Source organism: Bradyrhizobium sp. SZCCT0231, from assembly GCF_018130245.1.
Lineage (GTDB): Bacteria > Pseudomonadota > Alphaproteobacteria > Rhizobiales > Xanthobacteraceae > Bradyrhizobium > Bradyrhizobium japonicum_F.
Window position 1 is genome coordinate 64582 of the sequence record NZ_JAFCKP010000004.1, and the last position, 18291, is coordinate 82872.

Genomic DNA, 18291 nt, shown 5'->3' on the forward strand with positions numbered 1-18291 from the left:
GAAATAACGCCGAAGGGGGATACGCCCGTCGGTATCAAGGAACTGACCATGCGGCAGTGCTGCCGTATTCCAAATCGGCCTCTCCCGCAGTCCAATGACCTGAGTGCAGGCCCGTCACGATTCGTGCGGACAGCAACGGAAGCGAATGCGCAGCCTGATTCTGTACGGGAAAAGCTCGAATAAAGTTCTAATTTTACTGGCGGGAATTCCACGGGAGCGATGAGCCTGTCCACGCGATGGGCGCCTGGAGCTCAGACCGGAAACGCCCGGCAGGACTTGAAATGATGCTTCTCACTCAACGGCTTGAGGAGGCGCCTCGTCACAGCGTGAGGCGCGCTTGCCGCATTGGCTTTTCGCGACGCCGTGTCGTGCATATCCGTAGTGTCACGGCGTCGGCCGCGCCTTGCGCACCGGGCGCCGGCCAATTCCCCACAGCGTCAGGTTCCAGACCACGCAGGTCCCGAGCGCGAGGCACAAGCCGGCGGCGGAGCCGAACCACACGACTGCAACGTGCATCACCGCAATCGCCATGCCAAATCCGAGCAGGCCCCAGGCGGAGTTGGCGAGCACGGCGGCGGTCGGCGGTCCACCAATGCGCGGATGCAGGATCACCATGATGCTGGAGAACACCACGGGATAGAGTGCGATGATGCCGCTGATGCGCGGGCCGACCCAGCTCGATGTCGAGACCACGATGGCGACGAGGGTCGCAACCAGCGCAGCGCGCATCGGCACATCGTACCAGCGGCGCGTCACCAGCGGCATCTTCACGTGGCGATAGCCCGCGAGCAGCGGAATGCAGATGCCGAACGCGATCAAATTGGCGGCAAGGCCGGCGGTGAGCGACCAGTCGAACTGGCGGGTGATCGAGGCAAGCACGATCCAGACCGCGAACGCGCTTCCACAGCTCACCACGAGATTGTGCCGCTGTGCCAGCACGACATAGGTGAGGCCCATGAAGATCGTCGCCGCATTCACCGGCAGGCTCGCCAGCGCCCCCTGCGCGATGAAGGCGGCGTCGTGGTCGAGCGCGAGAAAGGCGTAGGAGGGACCAGCCGACACCGGCAGAGTCGCAACCAGCGCGCCGATCACCGGCCCCGCGCGTTCGGTGATGATCGACGCCGTCACCACGAACGCCGCCGCGATCGCCATGCGCAGGAGGAGGAAAAGGAGAAAGTGGAGGTCGAGGGGCATTTTTGGCTTCTTACCCTCCCCTGGAGGGGGAGGGTCGGCTCATATGGAGCGCAGCGGAATATGAGGCGGGGCGGGGTGACAGTCTCTCGACGGACACGGTGCCCGAGTGGAGAGATCACCCCACCCCGCTCGCGCTACGCGCGATCGACCCTCCCCCTCCAGGGGAGGGTGAGCAAAAGTCACATCCGTTGCATCGACACCGAAACCTTCGGGCCGTTCTTGATGGTCTGGTAGACCACGCAATAGCGCTCGGTAAGTTTCAGCAGGAGATCGAGCTTGTCCTGCGGCGCCGGTGTGTCGACCTCGAAGCGGAGACGGATCTCGGCGAAACCGACCGGGGTCTCCTTGTCGATGCCGAGCGTGCCGCGAAAATCGAGATCGCCCTCGGCATAGACGTTGCCGGTCTTCAAGGGCACCTCGATCGCGGTCGCGACCGATTTCAGCGTGACGCCGGCGCAGGCGACCAGGGCTTCGAGCAGCATGTCGCCGGAGCAGAGCTCGAGGCCGGAGCCGCCGGTGGCGGGGTGCAGGCCTGCCATCGCGATGGCGCGGCCGGTCTCGACCTTGCAGGCGATGCCTTCGCTGTCGGTGGAGCCCTTGGCCTTCAACGTGATCAGCGCGGTCTTGGGATCGGTCTTGTAGCGCTCCTTGATCGGAGCCTGCATCTGGCGCAGCTCTGCAGCGTCCATCTTGTTCTCTCCCGGAAAAACCGCATCTGACGAGATGTATAGAAGTCGATCCGTTTCGTGTCAGCCCATGATTGATGGGAGCTGCCATGAACGTCCGGAGTTCAAGCCAGAAAATCTAATATATTCAATATGTTAAATCAGGCTATCGAGACCGGTCCCGCGCCCCTCCCACCTGTGCAACCAAGCTCATCTGTGGCCCTCTCACGAATGTCTCGTGACAGCGCCTGTCACCTCTTATATCCGGTGAAACATGGACAGCGTCGCGACTGAGCACAAGGCAGGGGTGGATGACCGCTTCGATACCGCGCGGATCACCGCAGCGGTCGATGCCCTTGCCGAGAAGCACGAGGGACGCGAGGACGCGTTCCGCACGGCGATGGCGCAACTGCTCAAGGCAGAGCTGATTGCGGCGCGCGCCGCAGCCCAGGCGATCCTCTTGAAGGACCGCCACGGCCGCCGCTGCGCCGAGCGGCTGTGCCACGTGCAGGACGAGATCATCCGCATCCTGTATTCGGCCGCGACGCGCCATCTCTACCGCTCGCCGATCCCGAGCGGCGCCGAGCGCATGGCGGTCGTGGCCACCGGCGGTTACGGCCGCGGCCTGATGGCGCCGGAATCGGACATCGATCTGCTCTTCATCCTGCCCTACAAGCAGACCGCCTGGGGCGAGCAGGTCGCCGAAGCGATCCTCTATTGCCTCTGGGACATGGGGCTGAAGGTCGGTCACGCCACGCGCTCGGTCGACGAATCGATCCGGCAGGCGCGCGGCGACATGACGATCCGCACCGCGATCCTGGAGACGCGCTTCCTCACCGGCGACAAGCCGCTCTATGAGGAGCTGGTCGAGCGCTTCGACAAGGAAGTGGTGCAGGGCACCGCGTCCGAATTCGTCACCGCAAAGCTCGCCGAGCGCGAGGAGCGCCACCGCCGCGGCGGCCAGTCGCGCTATCTGGTCGAGCCCAACGTCAAGGACGGCAAGGGGGCCTTGCGCGACCTGCACACGCTGTTCTGGATCGCCAAATACGTCTACCGCGTGCGCGATACGAACGAGCTGGTCGGGCGCGGCGTGTTCGACGCGCAGGAATATCGCACCTTCCGCCGCTGCGCCGACTTCCTCTGGTCGGTGCGCTGCAATCTGCACTTCTACTCCGGCCGCGCCGAGGAGCGCCTCTCCTTCGACCTCCAGCGCGAGATCGCGATACGCCTCGGCTACACCTCGCATCCCGGCATGCAGGACGTCGAGCGCTTCATGAAGCACTACTTCCTGGTCGCCAAGGAAGTCGGCAACCTCACCGCCATCCTCTGCGCCAAGCTCGAGGACCAGCAGGCCAAGCCCGCCCCGGTGCTGAGCCGGATGATGGCGCGGCTGCGACCGAGCGCGGTGAAGCGTCGTGTCCCCGACAGCGACGACTTCATCGTCGACAACAATCGCATCAACGTCGCCGCACCCGACGTCTTCAAGCACGACCCGGTCAATCTGATCCGCATCTTCCGCCTCGCGCAGAAGAACAACCTCGCCTTCCACCCGGATGCGATGCGCGACGTGACGCGCTCGCTCGGCCTGATCAACGCGGGCTTGCGCGAAAATCCCGAGGCCAACCGGCTGTTCATGGAGATCCTGACCTCCGACAATGCCGAGATCGTGCTGCGGCGGATGAACGAGACCGGCGTGCTCGGCCATTTCATCCGCGCCTTCGGCAAGATCGTCTCGATGATGCAGTTCAACATGTATCATCACTACACCGTCGACGAGCACCTGATCCGCTGCATCGGCTTCCTCCAGGACATCGAGCGCGGCGGCATCGAGGAGTTCGCGCTCGCCAGCGACCTCATGCGCAAGTCCCGGCCCGAGCACCGCGCGGTGATCTACATCGCCACGCTGCTGCACGACGTCGCCAAGGGCCGGCCCGAGGATCATTCGGTCGCCGGCGCGAAGGTGGCCCGCCGGCTCTGCCCGCGGCTCGGCTTCAGCCCAGCCGACACCGAGCTCGTGGCATGGCTGATCGAGGAGCATCTGACGATGTCCACGGTCGCGCAGTCGCGCGACCTTTCGGATCGCAAGACCATCGAGAATTTCGCTGCCGTGGTGCAGTCGGTCGAGCAGATGAAGCTGCTGACGATTCTCACCACCGCCGACATCCGCGGCGTCGGTCCCGGCGTCTGGAACGGCTGGAAGGCGCAGCTTCTGCGCTCGCTATATTACGAGACCGAGCCGGTGCTCACAGGCGGCTTCTCGGAAGTCGATCGGGGAAAGCGCCTCGCGGCCGCGCACGCCGAATTCCGCATGGCCTTCGCCGAATGGCCGAAGGACGAGCTCGATGCCTATATCGGCCGGCACTATCCGGCCTACTGGCTCAAGGTCGAGCTGCCGCGCAAGATCCGCCACGCCCGCTTCGTCCGCTCCAGCGAGCAGGCCGGCCACAAGCTCGCGATCAATGTCGGCTTCGACGAGGTGCGCGGCGTCACCGAGCTCACGATCTTCGCCGCCGACCATCCCTGGCTGCTGTCGATCATCGCGGGCGCCTGCGCCTCGGCCGGCGCCAACATCGTGGACGCCCAGATCTACACCACGACCGACGGCCGCGCGCTCGACACGATCTCGATCTCCAGGGAATACGACCGCGACGAGGACGAGGGACGGCGGGCCACGCGCATCGGCGAGATGATCGAGGACGTGCTGGAGGGCAAGCTGCGCCTGCCCGAAGCCGTGGCGCGGCGCACCGTACGCAGCAAGGCGAGGCCGTTCGTGATCGAACCGGAGGTGACCATCAACAACCAGTGGTCCGACCGCTATACCGTGATCGAGGTCTCCGGCCTCGACCGGCCCGGCCTGCTCTACGAGCTGACCACGGCGATCTCCAAGCTCAATCTCAACATTGCGTCAGCTCATGTTGCGACCTTCGGCGAGCGCGCCCGCGACGTGTTCTATGTCACCGACCTGCTGGGCGCGCAGATCAACGCGCCGACGCGGCAGGCCGCGATCAAGAGCGCGCTGACCCATGTGATGGCCGGCGACAAGGCGGTGCAGCCGGCGGCGTAGGGCGATCGGGCGTCTCTCTCCACTCGTCATTCCGGGGCGCCGCGCAGCGGCGAACCCGGAATCCATTGCGCGACCGGGGACGCGGAAAAACGGATTCCGGGTTCGCGCAACGCGCGCCCCGGAATGACGAGTGGAGAGATTGGCGCGCTACGCCTTCAAACCTCCACCCCCTCATGCCGCAACAGCCACCGCTTGCGCTCCAGCCCGCCGCCGTACTTCACCAGCGAGCCATCCGCGCCGATCAGGCGATGACACGGCAGCACCACGCTGATCGGGTTGGAGCCGTTGGCATGGCCGACGGCGCGAATCGCTTTGGGCATGCCGATCTTTGCGGCGAGTGCACCGTAGCTCAGCGTCGTGCCGGCGGGGATTTGCGCAAGCGCGGCCCAGACCTTTTGCTGGAACGGCGTGCCTGCAGTGCGCCACGCGATGTCCGAGAGCTGACCGAGCTCGCCTTCGAAATATCCTGACAACGCCGTCCGCATACAAGCGGGCGCAGGCTGATTACCCAGATCCACCGCGCCGTAATGCAGGCGCAACAGCCCGCGCATGCGGTGCTCGTAATCCTCCCAGTCGAGCGCACGTAACGCGCCCTCGGCATCCGTGACGAGCAGCGCGATCCCGATCGGCGTCGCCAGGCGGTCGAGACCGAAGCTTGCAGATGGTCTGGTTGATCGGCCGGCCATTGCGACACCATTGGATCGTAACACTTCCATCGCACTTGCCATGCCGGCCGTGCTAACGTCCACCCGAAAGCTGACGCTTTGGGGGAGCTCACCTTGATCCTGATCGCCAATGTCCTGGTGGCGCTGGTCGCAGCGCTGCACGTCTTCTTCCTGGTCCTGGAGATGTTTCTCTGGGACAAGCCGCTGGGCCTGAAGGTGTTTCGCAATACGCCGGACAAGGCCGCGATCACGAAGGTGCTGGCCGCCAATCAGGGCCTCTATAACGGCTTCCTCGCTGCCGGCCTGGTCTGGGGCCTGTTCTATGGCAACCCGGCCTTCGCGTTCCAGATCAGGGTGTTCTTCCTGCTCTGCGTGATCGTGGCCGGCGCCTATGGCGCGGCGACCGTCAGCACGCGGATCCTGATCGTGCAGGCGCTGCCGGCGGCGATGGCGCTGATTGCACTGTTTCTCGCCTGAGACGCTACGGCGCAGCGCCGCAATCCTTGCGCGGCGGCGAACCTTCCTCCACAATCTTCGGCAGCGATGGCGACCGTTGCAATCAACGGAGAAAGACCATCGGCCTAAAATTCCGTCAGGAGGAACGATCCAACATGAACAATCGCAGAGCCTTCATAGCTGCCACGGCGGCGCTCGCCTTCGCAGCCTCGACCAGCCAGGCCCTCGCCCAGAAGAAATACGACACCGGCGCAAGCGACACCGAGATCAAGATCGGCCAGACCGTGCCGTTCTCCGGCGCCTATTCCGTCTACGCCAATATCGGCAAGACCCAGGCCGCTTACTTCAAGATGATCAACGATCAGGGCGGCATCAACGGCCGCAAGATCAACCTGATCCAATATGACGACGCCTATTCGCCGCCGAAGACCGTCGAGCAGGTGCGCAAGCTCGTCGAAGGCGACGAAGTGCTGTTCACCTTCCAGCTGATCGGCACTGCCGCGAACGCCGCCGTGCAGAAGTACCTCAACGGCAAGAAGGTCCCCCAGCTCCTCGCCTCGACCGGCGCCGCGCGCTTCAACGATCCGCAGAACTTTCCCTGGACCATCGCCTACAATCCCAATTACGTGTCCGAGGGGCGGATCTACGCAAAATACATTCTCGCCAATCATCCCAACGCCAAGATCGGCGTGCTCTACCAGAACGACGACATGGGCCGCGACTATCTGGCCGGTCTGAAGAGCGGTCTCGGCAACAAGGCCGCCAGCATGATCGTCGGCGAGGTCTCCTACGAGGTCACCGACCCCACGGTGGATTCGCAGGTCGTGAAGCTGAAGTCGATGGGTGTCGACGTGTTCTTCGATGCCTCGACGCCGAAGTTTGCGGCACAGGCGATCAAGAAGCTCGCCGACCTCGGCTGGACGCCGGTGCACATCCTCGACATCAATGCGAGCCCGATCTCGGCAACGCTGAAGCCGGCCGGCCTCGAGATCTCCAAGGGCATCATCTCGACGCAATATGGCAAGGAGCCCAGCGATCCGCAGTGGAAGGACGATCCCGGCGTGAAGGCCTTCTTCGCCTTCATGGACAAGTATTTCCCGGAAGGCGACAAGCTCAACACGGTCAACACCTATGCCTATTCGGTGGCCGAGCTGCTGGTCCAGGTGCTGAAACAATGCGGCGACGACCTGACGCGTGAGAACATCATGAGGCAGGTCGCCAACATCAAGGACTTCACGCCGAGCTTCGCCCTGCCCGGCATCAAGATCAACACCGGGCCGAACGACTTCCGCATCAACAAGCAGATGCAGATGATGAGGTTCAACGGCGAACGCTGGGAGCTGTTCGGGCCGATCATCGAGGACACGGGCCCGTCGGGTTAGGCGAAGAGAGGGCCTCTTCGTAGGGTGGGCAAAGACGCGCAAGCGTCGTGCCCACCATCCTCTCCGCGACAGACATGGTGGGCACGCTCCGGGATGCGCATTCGCGCACCCGGCGCTTTGCCCACGAACTCAGGTCGGTATCTCCCCAAAATTCTTGCCCACCGGCAGCACGGCGTGACGGATCAGCCGCGAATCCTCCACCGCGGCCTGGCGGTGCTTCACCGCCTCGCGATAGACGGGGTCGCGGATCATCTCGACGAAGGCGGCAACGCTTGGATATTCGGCGATGAAGCAATGGTCCCAGCGCTCCTCCTGCGGGCCGATCAGCATCAGCTCGAATTTGCCCTGCCAGACGATGCGGCCGCCGAGGCGTTCGAACACCGGGCCGCTCTCGCGGCCATAGGCCGCATAGGCCTCCGCGCCGCTGGCCTTGCGTCCGTCGGGATAGGCCGCTTCTTTCCGCAAGCGCACCAGATTGAGCATGTGGATCGGGCCCGGGCGATCGTTCTCCCGGAATTGCGCGAAGATCTCCTTGGTTGGATCGATGTGGCCCATGGTGCTCCCGTCCTGAGTTCCCTGTTGCTTTATGTCAACGATCCTAGCCCTGCGGCCCCGGAAGCGGAACTGCGGCGGGCGAATGCCCCACCTCCTAATCACGCGTTAACGTCAGGGTAACCGGGCCTTAAACAGCGACCGCTAGCGTCTCGGCGGGGCGGGCTGACCGGGCGTATTGCGTATGGCGTGGGGAAAGAAAAAGGGTGCGCGGAAGGAGCCGCTGTTCGGCTTGCCCGCCGCGCTCGCCGATCTGCGCCTGACGGCTGCGGACCGCATTCCCGGCGGCGACGACAAGCCGAAGAAGTCTACGAAGACATCCGCCAAGCGCAAGAGCGACGATGTCGGCGACGAGCCGCCGCGCGAGCGGAAAGCGCAAGCCAGCCGCAGCGGCGCCAAGCGGCGCGCAAAGTCGCGGGGAGGCTTCAGCCTCGGTCGCCTGGTCTATTGGGGCGCGGTGCTGAGCCTGTGGGGCGTCATCGCCGTGATCGGCGTCGTGATCTATGTCGGCGCGCATCTGCCGCCGATCCAGTCGCTGGAGATTCCCAAGCGCCCGCCGACGATCCAGATCGTCGGGATCGACGGCAGCATGCTGGCCCAGCGCGGCGAGATGGCCGGCGCCAATGTCGCGCTGAAGGATTTGCCGCCGTACTTGCCGAAGGCGTTCATCGCCATCGAGGACCGCCGCTTCTATTCGCATTTCGGCATCGATCCCGTCGGCATCCTGCGTGCGCTGGTCACCAACGTGCTCCATCGCGGCGTCTCGCAGGGCGGCTCGACCTTGACGCAGCAGCTTGCCAAGAACCTGTTCCTGACCCAGGAGCGCACCATGCAGCGCAAGCTGCAGGAGGCAGAGCTCGCGATCTGGCTGGAGCGCAAGCACTCCAAGGACGAGATTTTGGAGCTCTATCTGAACCGCGTCTATTTCGGTTCCGGCGCCTACGGCGTCGAAGCCGCCGCGCAGAAATATTTCGGAAAGTCGGCGAGGGGCGTCACCATCGCCGAGGCCGCGATGCTGGCCGGCCTCGTCAAATCGCCGTCGCGCCTTGCGCCGAACCGCAACCCCGAAGGAGCCGAAGCGCGCGCGCAGATCGTGCTGGCGGCGATGGCGGATGCAAAGTTCATCACCGACGCGCAGGCCAAGGCCTCGATCGGTCATCCCTCCTACAATGTGAAGCCGGCCGGCGCCGGCACGGTGAACTACGTCGCGGATTGGATCGGCGAGGTGCTGGATGACCTGGTCGGCCAGATCGACGAGAGCATCAAGGTCGAGACCACGATCGATCCGAAGCTCCAGGGCGTGGCGGAAGCCGCCATCATCGACGAGCTCGCGGCCAAGAGCGTGAAGTTCAATGTCAGCCAGGGCGCGCTGGTGGCGATGACGCCTGACGGCGCGGTGCGCGCCATGGTCGGCGGGCGGAACTATTCCGACAGCCAGTACAACCGCGCGGTCACGGCCAAACGCCAGCCGGGCTCCTCGTTCAAGCCGTTCGTGTACCTCACCGCGCTCGAGCAAGGCCTGACGCCCGACACCGTGCGCCAGGACGCGCCGATCGAGGTCAAGGGCTGGCGACCTGAGAACTATACCCATGAGTATTTCGGCGCGGTGACGCTGACGCAGGCGCTGGCGATGTCGCTCAACACGGTCGCGATCCGCCTCGGCCTCGAGGTCGGGCCGAAGAACGTGGTGCGCACCGCGCACCGGCTCGGCATCTCCTCCAAGCTCGAGCCCAACGCCTCGATCGCGCTCGGCACGTCGGAAGTCTCTGTGGTCGAGCTGGTCGGCGCCTATGCGCCCTTCGCCAATGGCGGCTTCGCGGTGGCGCCGCATGTCGTCACGCGGATCAGGACGCTCAGCGGCAAGCTGCTCTACATGCGCCAGCCCGAGGAACGCAACCAGGTCATCGACCCCCGCTATGTCGGCATGATGAATGCGATGATGCGGGAGACGCTGATATCAGGCACCGCCAAGAAGGCGGAGATCCCGGGCTGGCCGGCGGCCGGCAAGACCGGCACCAGCCAGGATTACCGCGACGCCTGGTTCATCGGCTACACCGCCAACCTCGTCACCGGTGTCTGGCTCGGCAATGACGACAACTCGCCGACCAAGAAGGCGACCGGCGGCGGCCTGCCGGTGGAAGTCTGGTCGCGCTTCATGCGCACCGCGCACGAGGGCGTGCCGGTCGCGAACTTGCCGAGCTCACCCGGCGGCTGGGGCCTGTCGAACCTCGCCCAGGCGGCCTCGCAAGTGTCGCCGCCCACGCCCGCGGCACCGCCACCCGCGAACGTCGGCGGCTATCGCCCGCCGCCTCCGACGCGCGCCAATGTGCGGCCGGAAGCAGCCGCTGGGCTCGATGGCTGGCTGATGGATCGGCTGTTCGGCGGGAATCGGTAGCCGCAGGCTGAGGCCAGTCGGGGTCTCAAAACAAAAACTGCGAAAACAACCCCATGCACAGTAGAACACGACGTCCGGCGCGATGCTGGGTGGATCGCTCGAAGCGTTTGATGCGGCGGGGCTAATCGGGCGCCCTGCGCAATCGTTGCGAAGTGTGGCGAGAATCGAGCGAGACGCGCCGATGTCTCTCCACCCTCCCCTGTCATTCCCCGCGAAGACGGGGAATCCAGTATTCCGAGACATCGAGATTTAAAACGGCTGCCGCGACGTACTGGATCGCCCGCCTTCGTGGGCGATGACGGCCTTTGCTGGGCTGGCAGCGAGGCCTAAGCCGAGCCGCGTCACGGCGCAGCGATCAGATCAGACGCGGCGGCACACACCGTATCGGGCGATGCGATCTTCTCGACAATGAAAGTGGCGGCCCGCTGGTCTTCGCCAAGGTCAAAGACAAGGATCGGATTGTTGTAGACGAAGCCGCCATGTTCAGTCGCGATGACCCACCTGCGGCCAGCCGTCCAAAAGAAGTTGAAGCGGCGAAACGGCAGACTCTCGAGCCAGACCACATCGGTGGCGTTAAAGCTTGTCCCTGGTTCCGCAACCTTGCCAAGCCTATCGCTCAATGACCTCAACAATACCGACGGCACATGCTCAAACGGAACAGGAGCTGCTTGTCGAGGGGGTATGCAGGCCGGGGTGACGGCGTCCGCCATCACATTATAAGCCACAGGCAGAACGAGCAGCAGCAATACGACTGCCACCCGTCTGGCTGTGAGCATCGCAAATACCTTGGCTGGAGCCCCCCTAATCCTCGACACCATACCGGTGCAGATCATTGCCGTACGTATCGAGCCACTTCTTGGCGCGTTCCATCGACGGGCAGATCTTGCCGCAGACGCGCCAGAACCGCGCCGAGTGGTTCATCTCGACGAGATGAGCGACTTCGTGGGCGGCGAGATAGTCGAGCACGAAGGGCGGCGCGAGGATCAGGCGCCAGGAGAACGACAGCGAGCCGGCCGAGGTGCAGGAGCCCCAGCGGCTGGACTGGTCGCGGATCGAGAGCCGCTTGACCCTGACACCGAGCTCGGCGGCGTAGGCTTCCGCCGAGCGCTGCAGGTCGCGGCGCGCCTCGCGCTTGAGGAAGTCATGCACACGACGGTCGGCATGTTCGACCCCACCGGCCACGCAGAGAATGCGTTCACCGCTGTCGCGCACTTCGGTCCACACCGTGCCGCGGGTGCCTGCGCGATGAACGATGCGATGAGGAACGCCACGCAGCGGTATCACCGTGCCCGGCTGGAACGGCGCAGCCTTCGGCAAGCGACCGAGACGCGCCGCAATCCACGCACCGTGACGCTGGGCGAAATCTTTCGCCTCCGAGAGCGTGCCGCGCGGCGGCATGGTGAGGATGGCTTCGCGATCGCTCGGGTGAATTCTGAGCGTGTAGCGGCGTGCGCGGCGGTGCCGGCGCAATCGGATGGCAAAAAATTGCGATCCGTGGGTGATGACAAGGGTCTTCGGTTCGTGGGGCCGACGATAGAGGAGTGCGCGAGTGGCCATGTCTGTCAGTCCGGGGGGCAGGAGAGCGCCCGGATTCTGCCATAACCGCCGCCAGGGAAAGCGCTCGGCGCAAAAACAAATCATTTGCCCAATATACAGCGGTCAAGCGTCCGGGAGACCCTACAGACTGGGGTTGGAACCGGCTTTTTTCGCCCCCGCTGAATGCATGCGACACCCCCAAGGGGTGAGGGAGGACTCACTCCTACAAAGCTACCTAAATACCGTGGATCTGACGGGAACTTGCCTCTGCCGGAGGCCCCGGCTGGGGCTGAAATTTCGACGGGAAAGCCGAAATTCCCGGTTATTCGGCCGCGAGGGCCTGCAACGAAGCAGGATTCGCAGCCGAAACCATGAAGTCGTGAATCCGCGGCACGATCTCCGACTTGAAACGCGATCCGTTGAACACGCCGTAATGTCCGACGCCCTTCTGGACGTAATGAACGCGGCGATGATCGGGAATCGCGCTGCACAATGTGTGCGTCGCTTCGGTCTGACCGAGACCGGAGATGTCGTCGTTCTCGCCCTCGACCGTCATCAGCGCGACGCGCTTGACCTTGGAGGGATCGACGCGGGTTCCGCGATGGGTCATCTCGCCCTTCGGCAGCGAGTGCTTCACGAATACGGTGTCGACCGTCTGCAGGTAATACTCGGCCGACAGATCCATCACCGCGAGATACTCGTCATAGAAGTCGCGATGCTTGTCGACGAGGTCGCCGTCGCCCTTCACCAGATTGGCGAACAGCTGCTTGTGCGCATCCATGTGCCGGTCGAGATTCATGCTGATGAAGCCGTTGAGCTGCAGGAATCCCGGATAGACGTCGCGCATCATGCCCGGATGCGGGAACGGCACCTTGGTGATGACGTGGTTGCGGAACCAGTCGATGCCGCGCTGCTGGGCGAGGTCATTCACCCCGGTCGGATTACGGCGCGTATCGATCGGGCCGCCCATCAGCGTCATCGAGGTCGGCACGAACGGATCGCGCCGCGCTTCCATGATGGAGACGGCCGCGACGACGGGCACGGATGGCTGGCACACCGCCATCACATGGGTGTTGCCGCCGAGGACATGCAGCATCTCGATGACATAGTCGATGTAGTCGTCGAGATCGAAGCGGCCTTCGCTCAAGGGCACCATGCGGGCATCGGCCCAGTCGGTGATGTAGACCTCATGCGCCGGCAGGAAGGCCTCGACCGTACCGCGCAGAAGCGTCGCATAATGGCCGGACATCGGGGCCACGATCAGCACGCGCGGCTGCGGGCTGCGCAGCGGACGGGCGAACTTGCGATCGAAGTAGAGCAGCTTGCAGAACGGCTTTTCCCAGACCGAACGGATTTCGACGGGGACGCGGATGCCGTTGACCTCGGTGTCGTTGAGACCCCATTCCGGCTTGCCGTAGCGGCGCGTGGTGCGCTCGAACAATTCGCAGGCCGCGGCGACCGACTTGCCGACCTCGGTGCGCGCCCAGGGATTGAGCGGATTCTGAAACAGCAACTTGGTCGCGTCGGTGACCGCACGGGCCGGATTGAGAGAGGCGTGCGCCATCTCATACATCCAGTACATCGGCGTCGTCAGGGCCGGACTGCCTTCTGCCGCCAGGGGCGGAGCGCCGCCGAACTCACCAATGGGCATCGCTATATTCCTCTTCGCATCGCAACATACTGCCGAATGCGCAATATTGCGTCAATGCATGGTTCCGTAGATCTACGTAGCCGAAACGACTAAATCAGCCTGAATCCACGGGAAAGTGACATTATTCGCCGCCCGAGAGCAGGGAGCCGTGCTTTCTGGCGCTGCGCAATAGGGCAAGGAATGCCCAAAAAGAGGCAACCAGCAGCACCGCGTTGAGGGCCAACGCCTCCAGCATCAGATCGGTCCTGAAGGTGCGCTCGATCAGGAGCGCGCGCATTCCCTCGAAGGCGTAGGTCGGCGGCAACGCCCAGGCGACGTGTTGCAGCCAGGCAGGCAGCACGCTGACGGGATAATAGACGCAGGCCAGCGGCAGGATTGCGAACATCAAGGTCCAGACGATGCTCTCGGCGCCGAGGCCGTTTCGCAGCACCAGGCCCGAGACGAAGATGCCGACCGACCAGCTCGTGAAGATCAGATTGCAGAAGAAGGCGATCAGCGGCAGGCCGAGGGCATAGACGTTGAAGTGAAACAGGACCAGCGCCAGCAGGGTCATCGGGATAATTCCGATCGCAAGCCGGATCAGGCTCATGACCATCAGCGACAGCAGAAACTCGATCGGCTTCAGCGGGCTCATCATGAGGTTGCCGATGTTGCGCGCCCACATCTCCTCCAGGAAGGAGATGGAGAAGCCGAGCTGGCCGCGGAACAGGATGTCCCAGAGGATGACGGCGCCGATCAGCGTGCCGCCGGCACGCGCGAAGAAATTGGCGTTCTCGGCGATGTAGAGCTGGAGAAAGCCCCAGGTGATGACCTGCAGCGCCGGCCAGTACAACAGCTCGAGCAGCCGCGGCCAGGACGACATCAGCAGGTACCAATAGCGCAGGATCATCGCGCCGATGCGATGGACGGAGATGCCGCGGTGGAGGGAGATGTCGGTCATGGCGCGCTCCCGTAGCCCGGATGGAGCGTGTCATCCCGGGGCGCGACGTAGTCGTGAGCCCGGGATCCATAACCACAGGATTGAATTTGGCGAAGACTCGGAGTTGCCCGTCTCGGTCCATAACCGCCGCTTGTGGTTATGGATTCCGGGCTCGCGCTCCGCGCGCCCCGGAATGACGACGCTCTATTCAGGCTACGATTACGGCTCCGCCTCTTCACCTCGCCGCCTCCTTCGCGCCGTTCACGCGGCCGCGCGCGACGTCCAGGAACACCTCCTCCAGCGTGGTGCGGTTGTAGCGGGCCATGATCGCCTCCGGCGTATCGTCGTCCTCGATGCGGCCGCGCTTCATGATGATGACGCGGTCGCAGAGCCGCTCGACCTCGAGCATGTTGTGCGAGGCCAGGAGGATGGTGGCGTTGTTGTCCCGGCGGTACCGCTCCAGATGCGCGCGCACCCAGTCGGCGGTATCGGGATCGAGCGAGGCGGTCGGCTCGTCCAGGAGCAGCAGCTCGGGCCGGTTGATCAGCGCCTTCGCCAGCGCAACGCGGGTCTTCTGCCCGGCGGAGAGCTTGCCGTTGGCGCGATCGATGAAATCGCCGAGGTCGAGATCCTCGGCGAGCTCAGCGATGCGGTCAGCGAGATTCTTCACCGCATAGAGCTTGCCGAACACGGTGAGGTTCTGCCGCACCGTGAGCCGCATCGGCATATCGACATAGGGGCTCTCGAAATTCATCCGCCCCAGCACGGACGCGCTGTCCTCGGGCATCCGATACCCCAGCACCTGGACGCGGCCGGAGGTCGGCAGCACCAGGCCCATGATCATCGCGATGGTCGTGGTCTTGCCGGCGCCATTACCGCCGAGAAGCCCGGTGATGCTGCCGTGCGGAAGCGAAAAGGAGATATCGTCGACGGCGCGGGTCTGCTTGTAGACCTTGACGAGGTGATCGACCGCGATTGCCGCGGACGAAATTCGATCCGCGACAGTCGGCCGACTTGAAGCCTTGTCATTCTCGGTCATGCTGGCCGTTCTTCTGCTATTGCATCGGGGAGCGCAAGGCTTGATGTAAGGGCTTGTCTTCGGGCGGTTCCGTCAGCCCGGCGTTCGTGACCTTGGAAGGCGCCGCCACATTGGCCGACATGACCGAAATTGCCGATTCCGACTTCCGCCACACGCAGCGGCATATCCGGCTCGACACGATCCTGCGGCTGCGCTGGCTCGCGGTGCTGGGTCAGCTCGCTGCGATCTTCATCGTGGCGCAGGGGCTGGAGTTCAACGTCGAGATCGTCCCCTGTGTCAGCATCATCGCCCTGTCGGCGGCGCTCAACCTGGCGCTCCAGACCGCGGCCAATCCGATGCAGCGGCTGGAGCCGATGCAGGCGGCCGGCCTCCTCGCGCTGAACATCGTGGAGCTGGCAGGCCTGTTGTTCTTCACCGGCGGACTGCAGAACCCGTTCTCGTTCCTGTTCCTCGCGCCCGTGCTGATCTCGGCCACCGCGCTGCCGGCCCGTTTCACCTTCGGCCTCGGCCTGCTCGCGGTTGCCTGCGCGTCGATCCTGTTCTTCTTCCATTTTCCACTGCCGTGGGATTTCGACGATCCCTTGGTGCTGCCGCCGATCTATCTCGTCGGCGTCTGGCTCTCGATCGCGCTTGCGATCGGCGTCACCAGCCTCTACTCCTTCCAGGTGACCGAGGAGGCGCGCAAGCTCGCGGACGCGCTGGCCGCGACCGAGCTGGTGCTGACGCGCGAGCAGCACCTGACCCAGCTCGACGGCCTCGCTGCCGCGGCCGCGCATGAACTCGGCACGCCGCTCGCAACGATCTTCCTGATCTCGCGCGAGCTGGAGAAGACGGTGAAGGATCCGACCTTTGCCGCGGACCTGAAGACGCTGCGCGAGCAGACCCAGCGCTGCCGCGACATCCTCAGCAAGATCACCCAGCTCTCCTCCACCGGCGCACCGTTCGACCGCATGAAGCTGTCGGAGCTGATCGAGGAGGTGGTGGCCCCGCACCGCGATTTCGGCGTCGAGATCAAGGTGCGGATCGCGGTGGCCGCGGCGGCCGAGCCGGTCGGTTCGCGCAATCCGGCGATCCTCTACGGCATCGGCAACATCGTCGAGAACGCGGTCGATTTCGCCCGCACCACCGTCGAGGTGAGCGCCTGGTGGAACAAGGACAATATCGAACTCGTGATCTCCGACGACGGACCGGGCATTCCGCCCGATATTCTCAACCGGATCGGCGAGCCCTATCTGTCGCGGCGCCGCACCCAGGACGATGGCGGCGGCGAACGGCGTGGCCTCGGCCTCGGCGTGTTCATCGCGCGCACCTTGCTGGAGCGCACCGGCGCCAAGGTCTCGTTTACCAACCGGATCTTTCCGGACCACGGTGCGGTGGTTCAGATCACATGGCCGAGACAGCGTTTTGAGGCTATCGAGACGCTCGAAGAAACAATAGGATAGGCGCGACCTTGCGTCGCACAACGGGGCGGACCGACCATTTGCTGCCTTGGCACTGCGCGATGGCGACGCCATATGTCAATGCGCTGGAAAGAGGACAACACCTTGAACGCCATTGCCGAACTGAACGAACAGACCGACCGCTCGCTTCTCATCGTGGAAGACGACAAGCCGTTTCTGGAGCGGCTGTCGCGTGCCATGGAGACACGGGGCTTTGCCGTGACATCATGCGACACCGTCTCGGACGGACTGGCGCAGATCGGCAAGTCGGCGCCGGCTTTCGCGGTGGTGGATTTGCGACTCGGCGACGGCAACGGCCTCGACGTGGTCTCGGCGCTGAAGAAGAAGCGCCCGGATGCGCGCGCGATCGTGCTGACCGGCTACGGCAATATCGCCACCGCCGTCACCGCGGTGAAGATGGGCGCGATCGATTATCTCTCCAAGCCCGCGGACGCCGACGACGTCGTCGCGGCACTGCTCTCGACCAGCGCGGAGAAATCCGAGTTACCGACCAACCCGATGTCGGCCGACCGCGTCCGCTGGGAGCACATCCAGCGCATCTACGAGATGTGCAATCGCAACGTCTCGGAAACGGCGCGCCGGCTCAACATGCACCGGCGTACCCTGCAGCGGATTTTGGCCAAGCGCGCGCCAAGGTAACGGTCTCGTAGGGTGGGCAAAGGCGCGAAGCGCCGTGCCCACCATATCTCTCGGATCATGATCGACTGGTTTGGTGGGCACGCTTCGCTTTGCCCACCCTACGGCACCTGTGGTTGCGGCGCCGCTACTCCCAAAAATCCGCATGCCCCTGCGGATCGACCAGGCGGTTGATCCGCAGGGCCGCCGCCATCGCGAAACGCACCGTCATCTGCTTGCGCGTGGCGGCAGCCAGCTTGTGCTCGGGCGCCTCGCAATGCAGGTGCGCGCCGTAGGCGTCGGCGATGATCAGGCCGGTGTCTTTAGGGAAGATCTCGCACGGCAGATGCTGCGTGAAGGCGAAGAACAGCCGGTCGCAATGGGCGCGGTATTCGTGCCATTTCTGGTCGGCGCGCAGATCCTCCACCGACGACTTGATCTCGACGATCCAGATTTCGCCGCGCTCGTTCAGCGCCACGAGATCGGCACGCCGGCCCGACGGCAGCGGCAATTCGCTGATGCAGGAGAAGCCGAGCGAGCGCAGCAGCCGCGCCGTGCCACGCGCGATGGCGAGCGCCGTCTCCGACTGGCGGCGATCCGGCGGCGGCACGAGGGTGATGCGGGCGGTGTTGTCCATAGGGGGAGGATAGCCGATTCCGGGAGGGGCGGACACTGTCCGATGGAAGCGAGCGACAGCC

At 64.3% G+C, this 18291-nt stretch carries 16 protein-coding genes; 6 read left to right on the forward strand and 10 right to left on the reverse strand.

Annotated features, from left to right (window positions below; genetic code table 11):
• Positions 1-384: 384 nt before the first annotated feature.
• Both JQ566_RS13350 and JQ566_RS13355 read right to left on the reverse strand, forming a co-directional pair.
• Positions 385-1194, reverse strand: coding sequence for a hypothetical protein (locus tag JQ566_RS13350; protein WP_212372694.1), 810 nt, complete (start codon positions 1192-1194; stop codon positions 385-387).
• Between the two features lie 179 nt (positions 1195-1373).
• Positions 1374-1883: an OsmC family protein gene (locus tag JQ566_RS13355; protein ID WP_212372695.1), complete on the reverse strand. Its 510-nt coding sequence runs from the start codon at positions 1881-1883 to the stop codon at positions 1374-1376.
• Positions 1884-2133: 250 nt separating this feature from the next.
• Between JQ566_RS13355 and JQ566_RS13360 the strand changes: the two genes are divergently transcribed.
• Positions 2134-4923, forward strand: coding sequence for a [protein-PII] uridylyltransferase (locus tag JQ566_RS13360; protein WP_212372696.1), 2790 nt, complete (start codon positions 2134-2136; stop codon positions 4921-4923).
• A 155-nt stretch (positions 4924-5078) separates the two neighbouring features.
• On the opposite strand, the gene JQ566_RS13365 is transcribed toward JQ566_RS13360, so the two are convergent.
• Positions 5079-5609, reverse strand: coding sequence for a methylated-DNA--[protein]-cysteine S-methyltransferase (locus JQ566_RS13365; RefSeq protein WP_212373083.1), 531 nt, complete (start codon positions 5607-5609; stop codon positions 5079-5081).
• A gap of 93 nt (positions 5610-5702) precedes the next feature.
• Here JQ566_RS13365 and JQ566_RS13370 point away from each other — a divergent pair, with 93 nt between their 5' ends.
• Both JQ566_RS13370 and JQ566_RS13375 read left to right on the forward strand, forming a co-directional pair.
• On the forward strand, positions 5703-6065 hold the full coding sequence (locus tag JQ566_RS13370) for a DUF1304 domain-containing protein (RefSeq protein ID WP_212372697.1): 363 nt from the start codon (positions 5703-5705) through the stop codon (positions 6063-6065).
• A 134-nt stretch (positions 6066-6199) separates the two neighbouring features.
• Positions 6200-7426, forward strand: coding sequence for an ABC transporter substrate-binding protein (locus JQ566_RS13375; RefSeq protein ID WP_212372698.1), 1227 nt, complete (start codon positions 6200-6202; stop codon positions 7424-7426).
• Between the two features lie 129 nt (positions 7427-7555).
• Here JQ566_RS13375 and JQ566_RS13380 read toward each other — a convergent pair whose 3' ends face one another.
• The gene (locus JQ566_RS13380; RefSeq protein WP_025033272.1) at positions 7556-7981 is read right to left on the reverse strand and encodes a DUF1330 domain-containing protein; all 426 of its coding nucleotides are present in this window, start codon (positions 7979-7981) and stop codon (positions 7556-7558) included.
• 181 nt (positions 7982-8162) lie between these two features.
• Between JQ566_RS13380 and JQ566_RS13385 the strand changes: the two genes are divergently transcribed.
• A complete protein-coding gene (locus tag JQ566_RS13385; RefSeq protein WP_212372699.1) occupies positions 8163-10373 on the forward strand; it encodes a transglycosylase domain-containing protein in 2211 nt (736 codons plus the stop codon).
• Between the two features lie 341 nt (positions 10374-10714).
• On the opposite strand, the gene JQ566_RS13390 is transcribed toward JQ566_RS13385, so the two are convergent.
• From JQ566_RS13390 to JQ566_RS13410, 5 genes are all read right to left on the reverse strand, one after another.
• A complete protein-coding gene (locus JQ566_RS13390; RefSeq protein WP_212372700.1) occupies positions 10715-11149 on the reverse strand; it encodes a hypothetical protein in 435 nt (144 codons plus the stop codon).
• A 25-nt stretch (positions 11150-11174) separates the two neighbouring features.
• Positions 11175-12014, reverse strand: a complete 840-nt coding sequence (locus JQ566_RS13395; RefSeq protein WP_212372701.1) for a M48 family metallopeptidase — start codon at positions 12012-12014, stop codon at positions 11175-11177.
• A gap of 217 nt (positions 12015-12231) precedes the next feature.
• Positions 12232-13560 carry a polyhydroxyalkanoate depolymerase gene (locus JQ566_RS13400; RefSeq protein WP_212372702.1) on the reverse strand — a complete coding sequence of 443 codons (1329 nt, stop codon included), beginning with the start codon at positions 13558-13560 and terminating at the stop codon, positions 12232-12234.
• A 121-nt stretch (positions 13561-13681) separates the two neighbouring features.
• Entirely contained in the window at positions 13682-14500 is an 819-nt protein-coding gene (locus tag JQ566_RS13405; RefSeq protein ID WP_212372703.1) for an ABC transporter permease, read from the reverse strand.
• Between the two features lie 214 nt (positions 14501-14714).
• Entirely contained in the window at positions 14715-15518 is an 804-nt protein-coding gene (locus JQ566_RS13410; protein ID WP_212372704.1) for an ABC transporter ATP-binding protein, read from the reverse strand.
• Between the two features lie 119 nt (positions 15519-15637).
• Between JQ566_RS13410 and JQ566_RS13415 the strand changes: the two genes are divergently transcribed.
• Entirely contained in the window at positions 15638-16960 is a 1323-nt protein-coding gene (locus JQ566_RS13415) for an ActS/PrrB/RegB family redox-sensitive histidine kinase (RefSeq protein WP_212372705.1), read from the forward strand.
• Between the two features lie 102 nt (positions 16961-17062).
• Complete coding sequence (locus JQ566_RS13420) at positions 17063-17617, forward strand: ActR/PrrA/RegA family redox response regulator transcription factor (RefSeq protein WP_164934823.1); 555 nt, start codon at positions 17063-17065, stop codon at positions 17615-17617.
• Between the two features lie 124 nt (positions 17618-17741).
• Here JQ566_RS13420 and JQ566_RS13425 read toward each other — a convergent pair whose 3' ends face one another.
• Positions 17742-18230: an MmcB family DNA repair protein gene (locus JQ566_RS13425; RefSeq protein ID WP_212372707.1), complete on the reverse strand. Its 489-nt coding sequence runs from the start codon at positions 18228-18230 to the stop codon at positions 17742-17744.
• Between the last annotated feature and the right edge of the window lie 61 nt (positions 18231-18291).

Bases quoted from the DNA above. Each gene is read 5' to 3' on its own strand.
- JQ566_RS13380 (WP_025033272.1), bottom strand. From the start codon at position 7,981: ATGGGCCACATCGATCCAACCAAGGAGATCTTCGCGCAATTCCGGGAG.
- JQ566_RS13385 (WP_212372699.1), top strand. From the start codon at position 8,163: ATGGCGTGGGGAAAGAAAAAGGGTGCGCGGAAGGAGCCGCTGTTCGGC.
- JQ566_RS13415 (WP_212372705.1), top strand. From the start codon at position 15,638: ATGACCGAAATTGCCGATTCCGACTTCCGCCACACGCAGCGGCATATC.
- JQ566_RS13400 (WP_212372702.1), bottom strand. From the start codon at position 13,560: ATGCCCATTGGTGAGTTCGGCGGCGCTCCGCCCCTGGCGGCAGAAGGC.
- JQ566_RS13350 (WP_212372694.1), bottom strand. From the start codon at position 1,194: ATGCCCCTCGACCTCCACTTTCTCCTTTTCCTCCTCCTGCGCATGGCG.
- JQ566_RS13355 (WP_212372695.1), bottom strand. From the start codon at position 1,883: ATGGACGCTGCAGAGCTGCGCCAGATGCAGGCTCCGATCAAGGAGCGC.
- JQ566_RS13360 (WP_212372696.1), top strand. From the start codon at position 2,134: ATGGACAGCGTCGCGACTGAGCACAAGGCAGGGGTGGATGACCGCTTC.
- JQ566_RS13375 (WP_212372698.1), top strand. From the start codon at position 6,200: ATGAACAATCGCAGAGCCTTCATAGCTGCCACGGCGGCGCTCGCCTTC.
- JQ566_RS13390 (WP_212372700.1), bottom strand. From the start codon at position 11,149: ATGCTCACAGCCAGACGGGTGGCAGTCGTATTGCTGCTGCTCGTTCTG.
- JQ566_RS13410 (WP_212372704.1), bottom strand. From the start codon at position 15,518: ATGACCGAGAATGACAAGGCTTCAAGTCGGCCGACTGTCGCGGATCGA.
- JQ566_RS13425 (WP_212372707.1), bottom strand. From the start codon at position 18,230: ATGGACAACACCGCCCGCATCACCCTCGTGCCGCCGCCGGATCGCCGC.
- JQ566_RS13405 (WP_212372703.1), bottom strand. From the start codon at position 14,500: ATGACCGACATCTCCCTCCACCGCGGCATCTCCGTCCATCGCATCGGC.
- JQ566_RS13395 (WP_212372701.1), bottom strand. From the start codon at position 12,014: ATGATTTGTTTTTGCGCCGAGCGCTTTCCCTGGCGGCGGTTATGGCAG.
- JQ566_RS13365 (WP_212373083.1), bottom strand. From the start codon at position 5,609: ATGGCCGGCCGATCAACCAGACCATCTGCAAGCTTCGGTCTCGACCGC.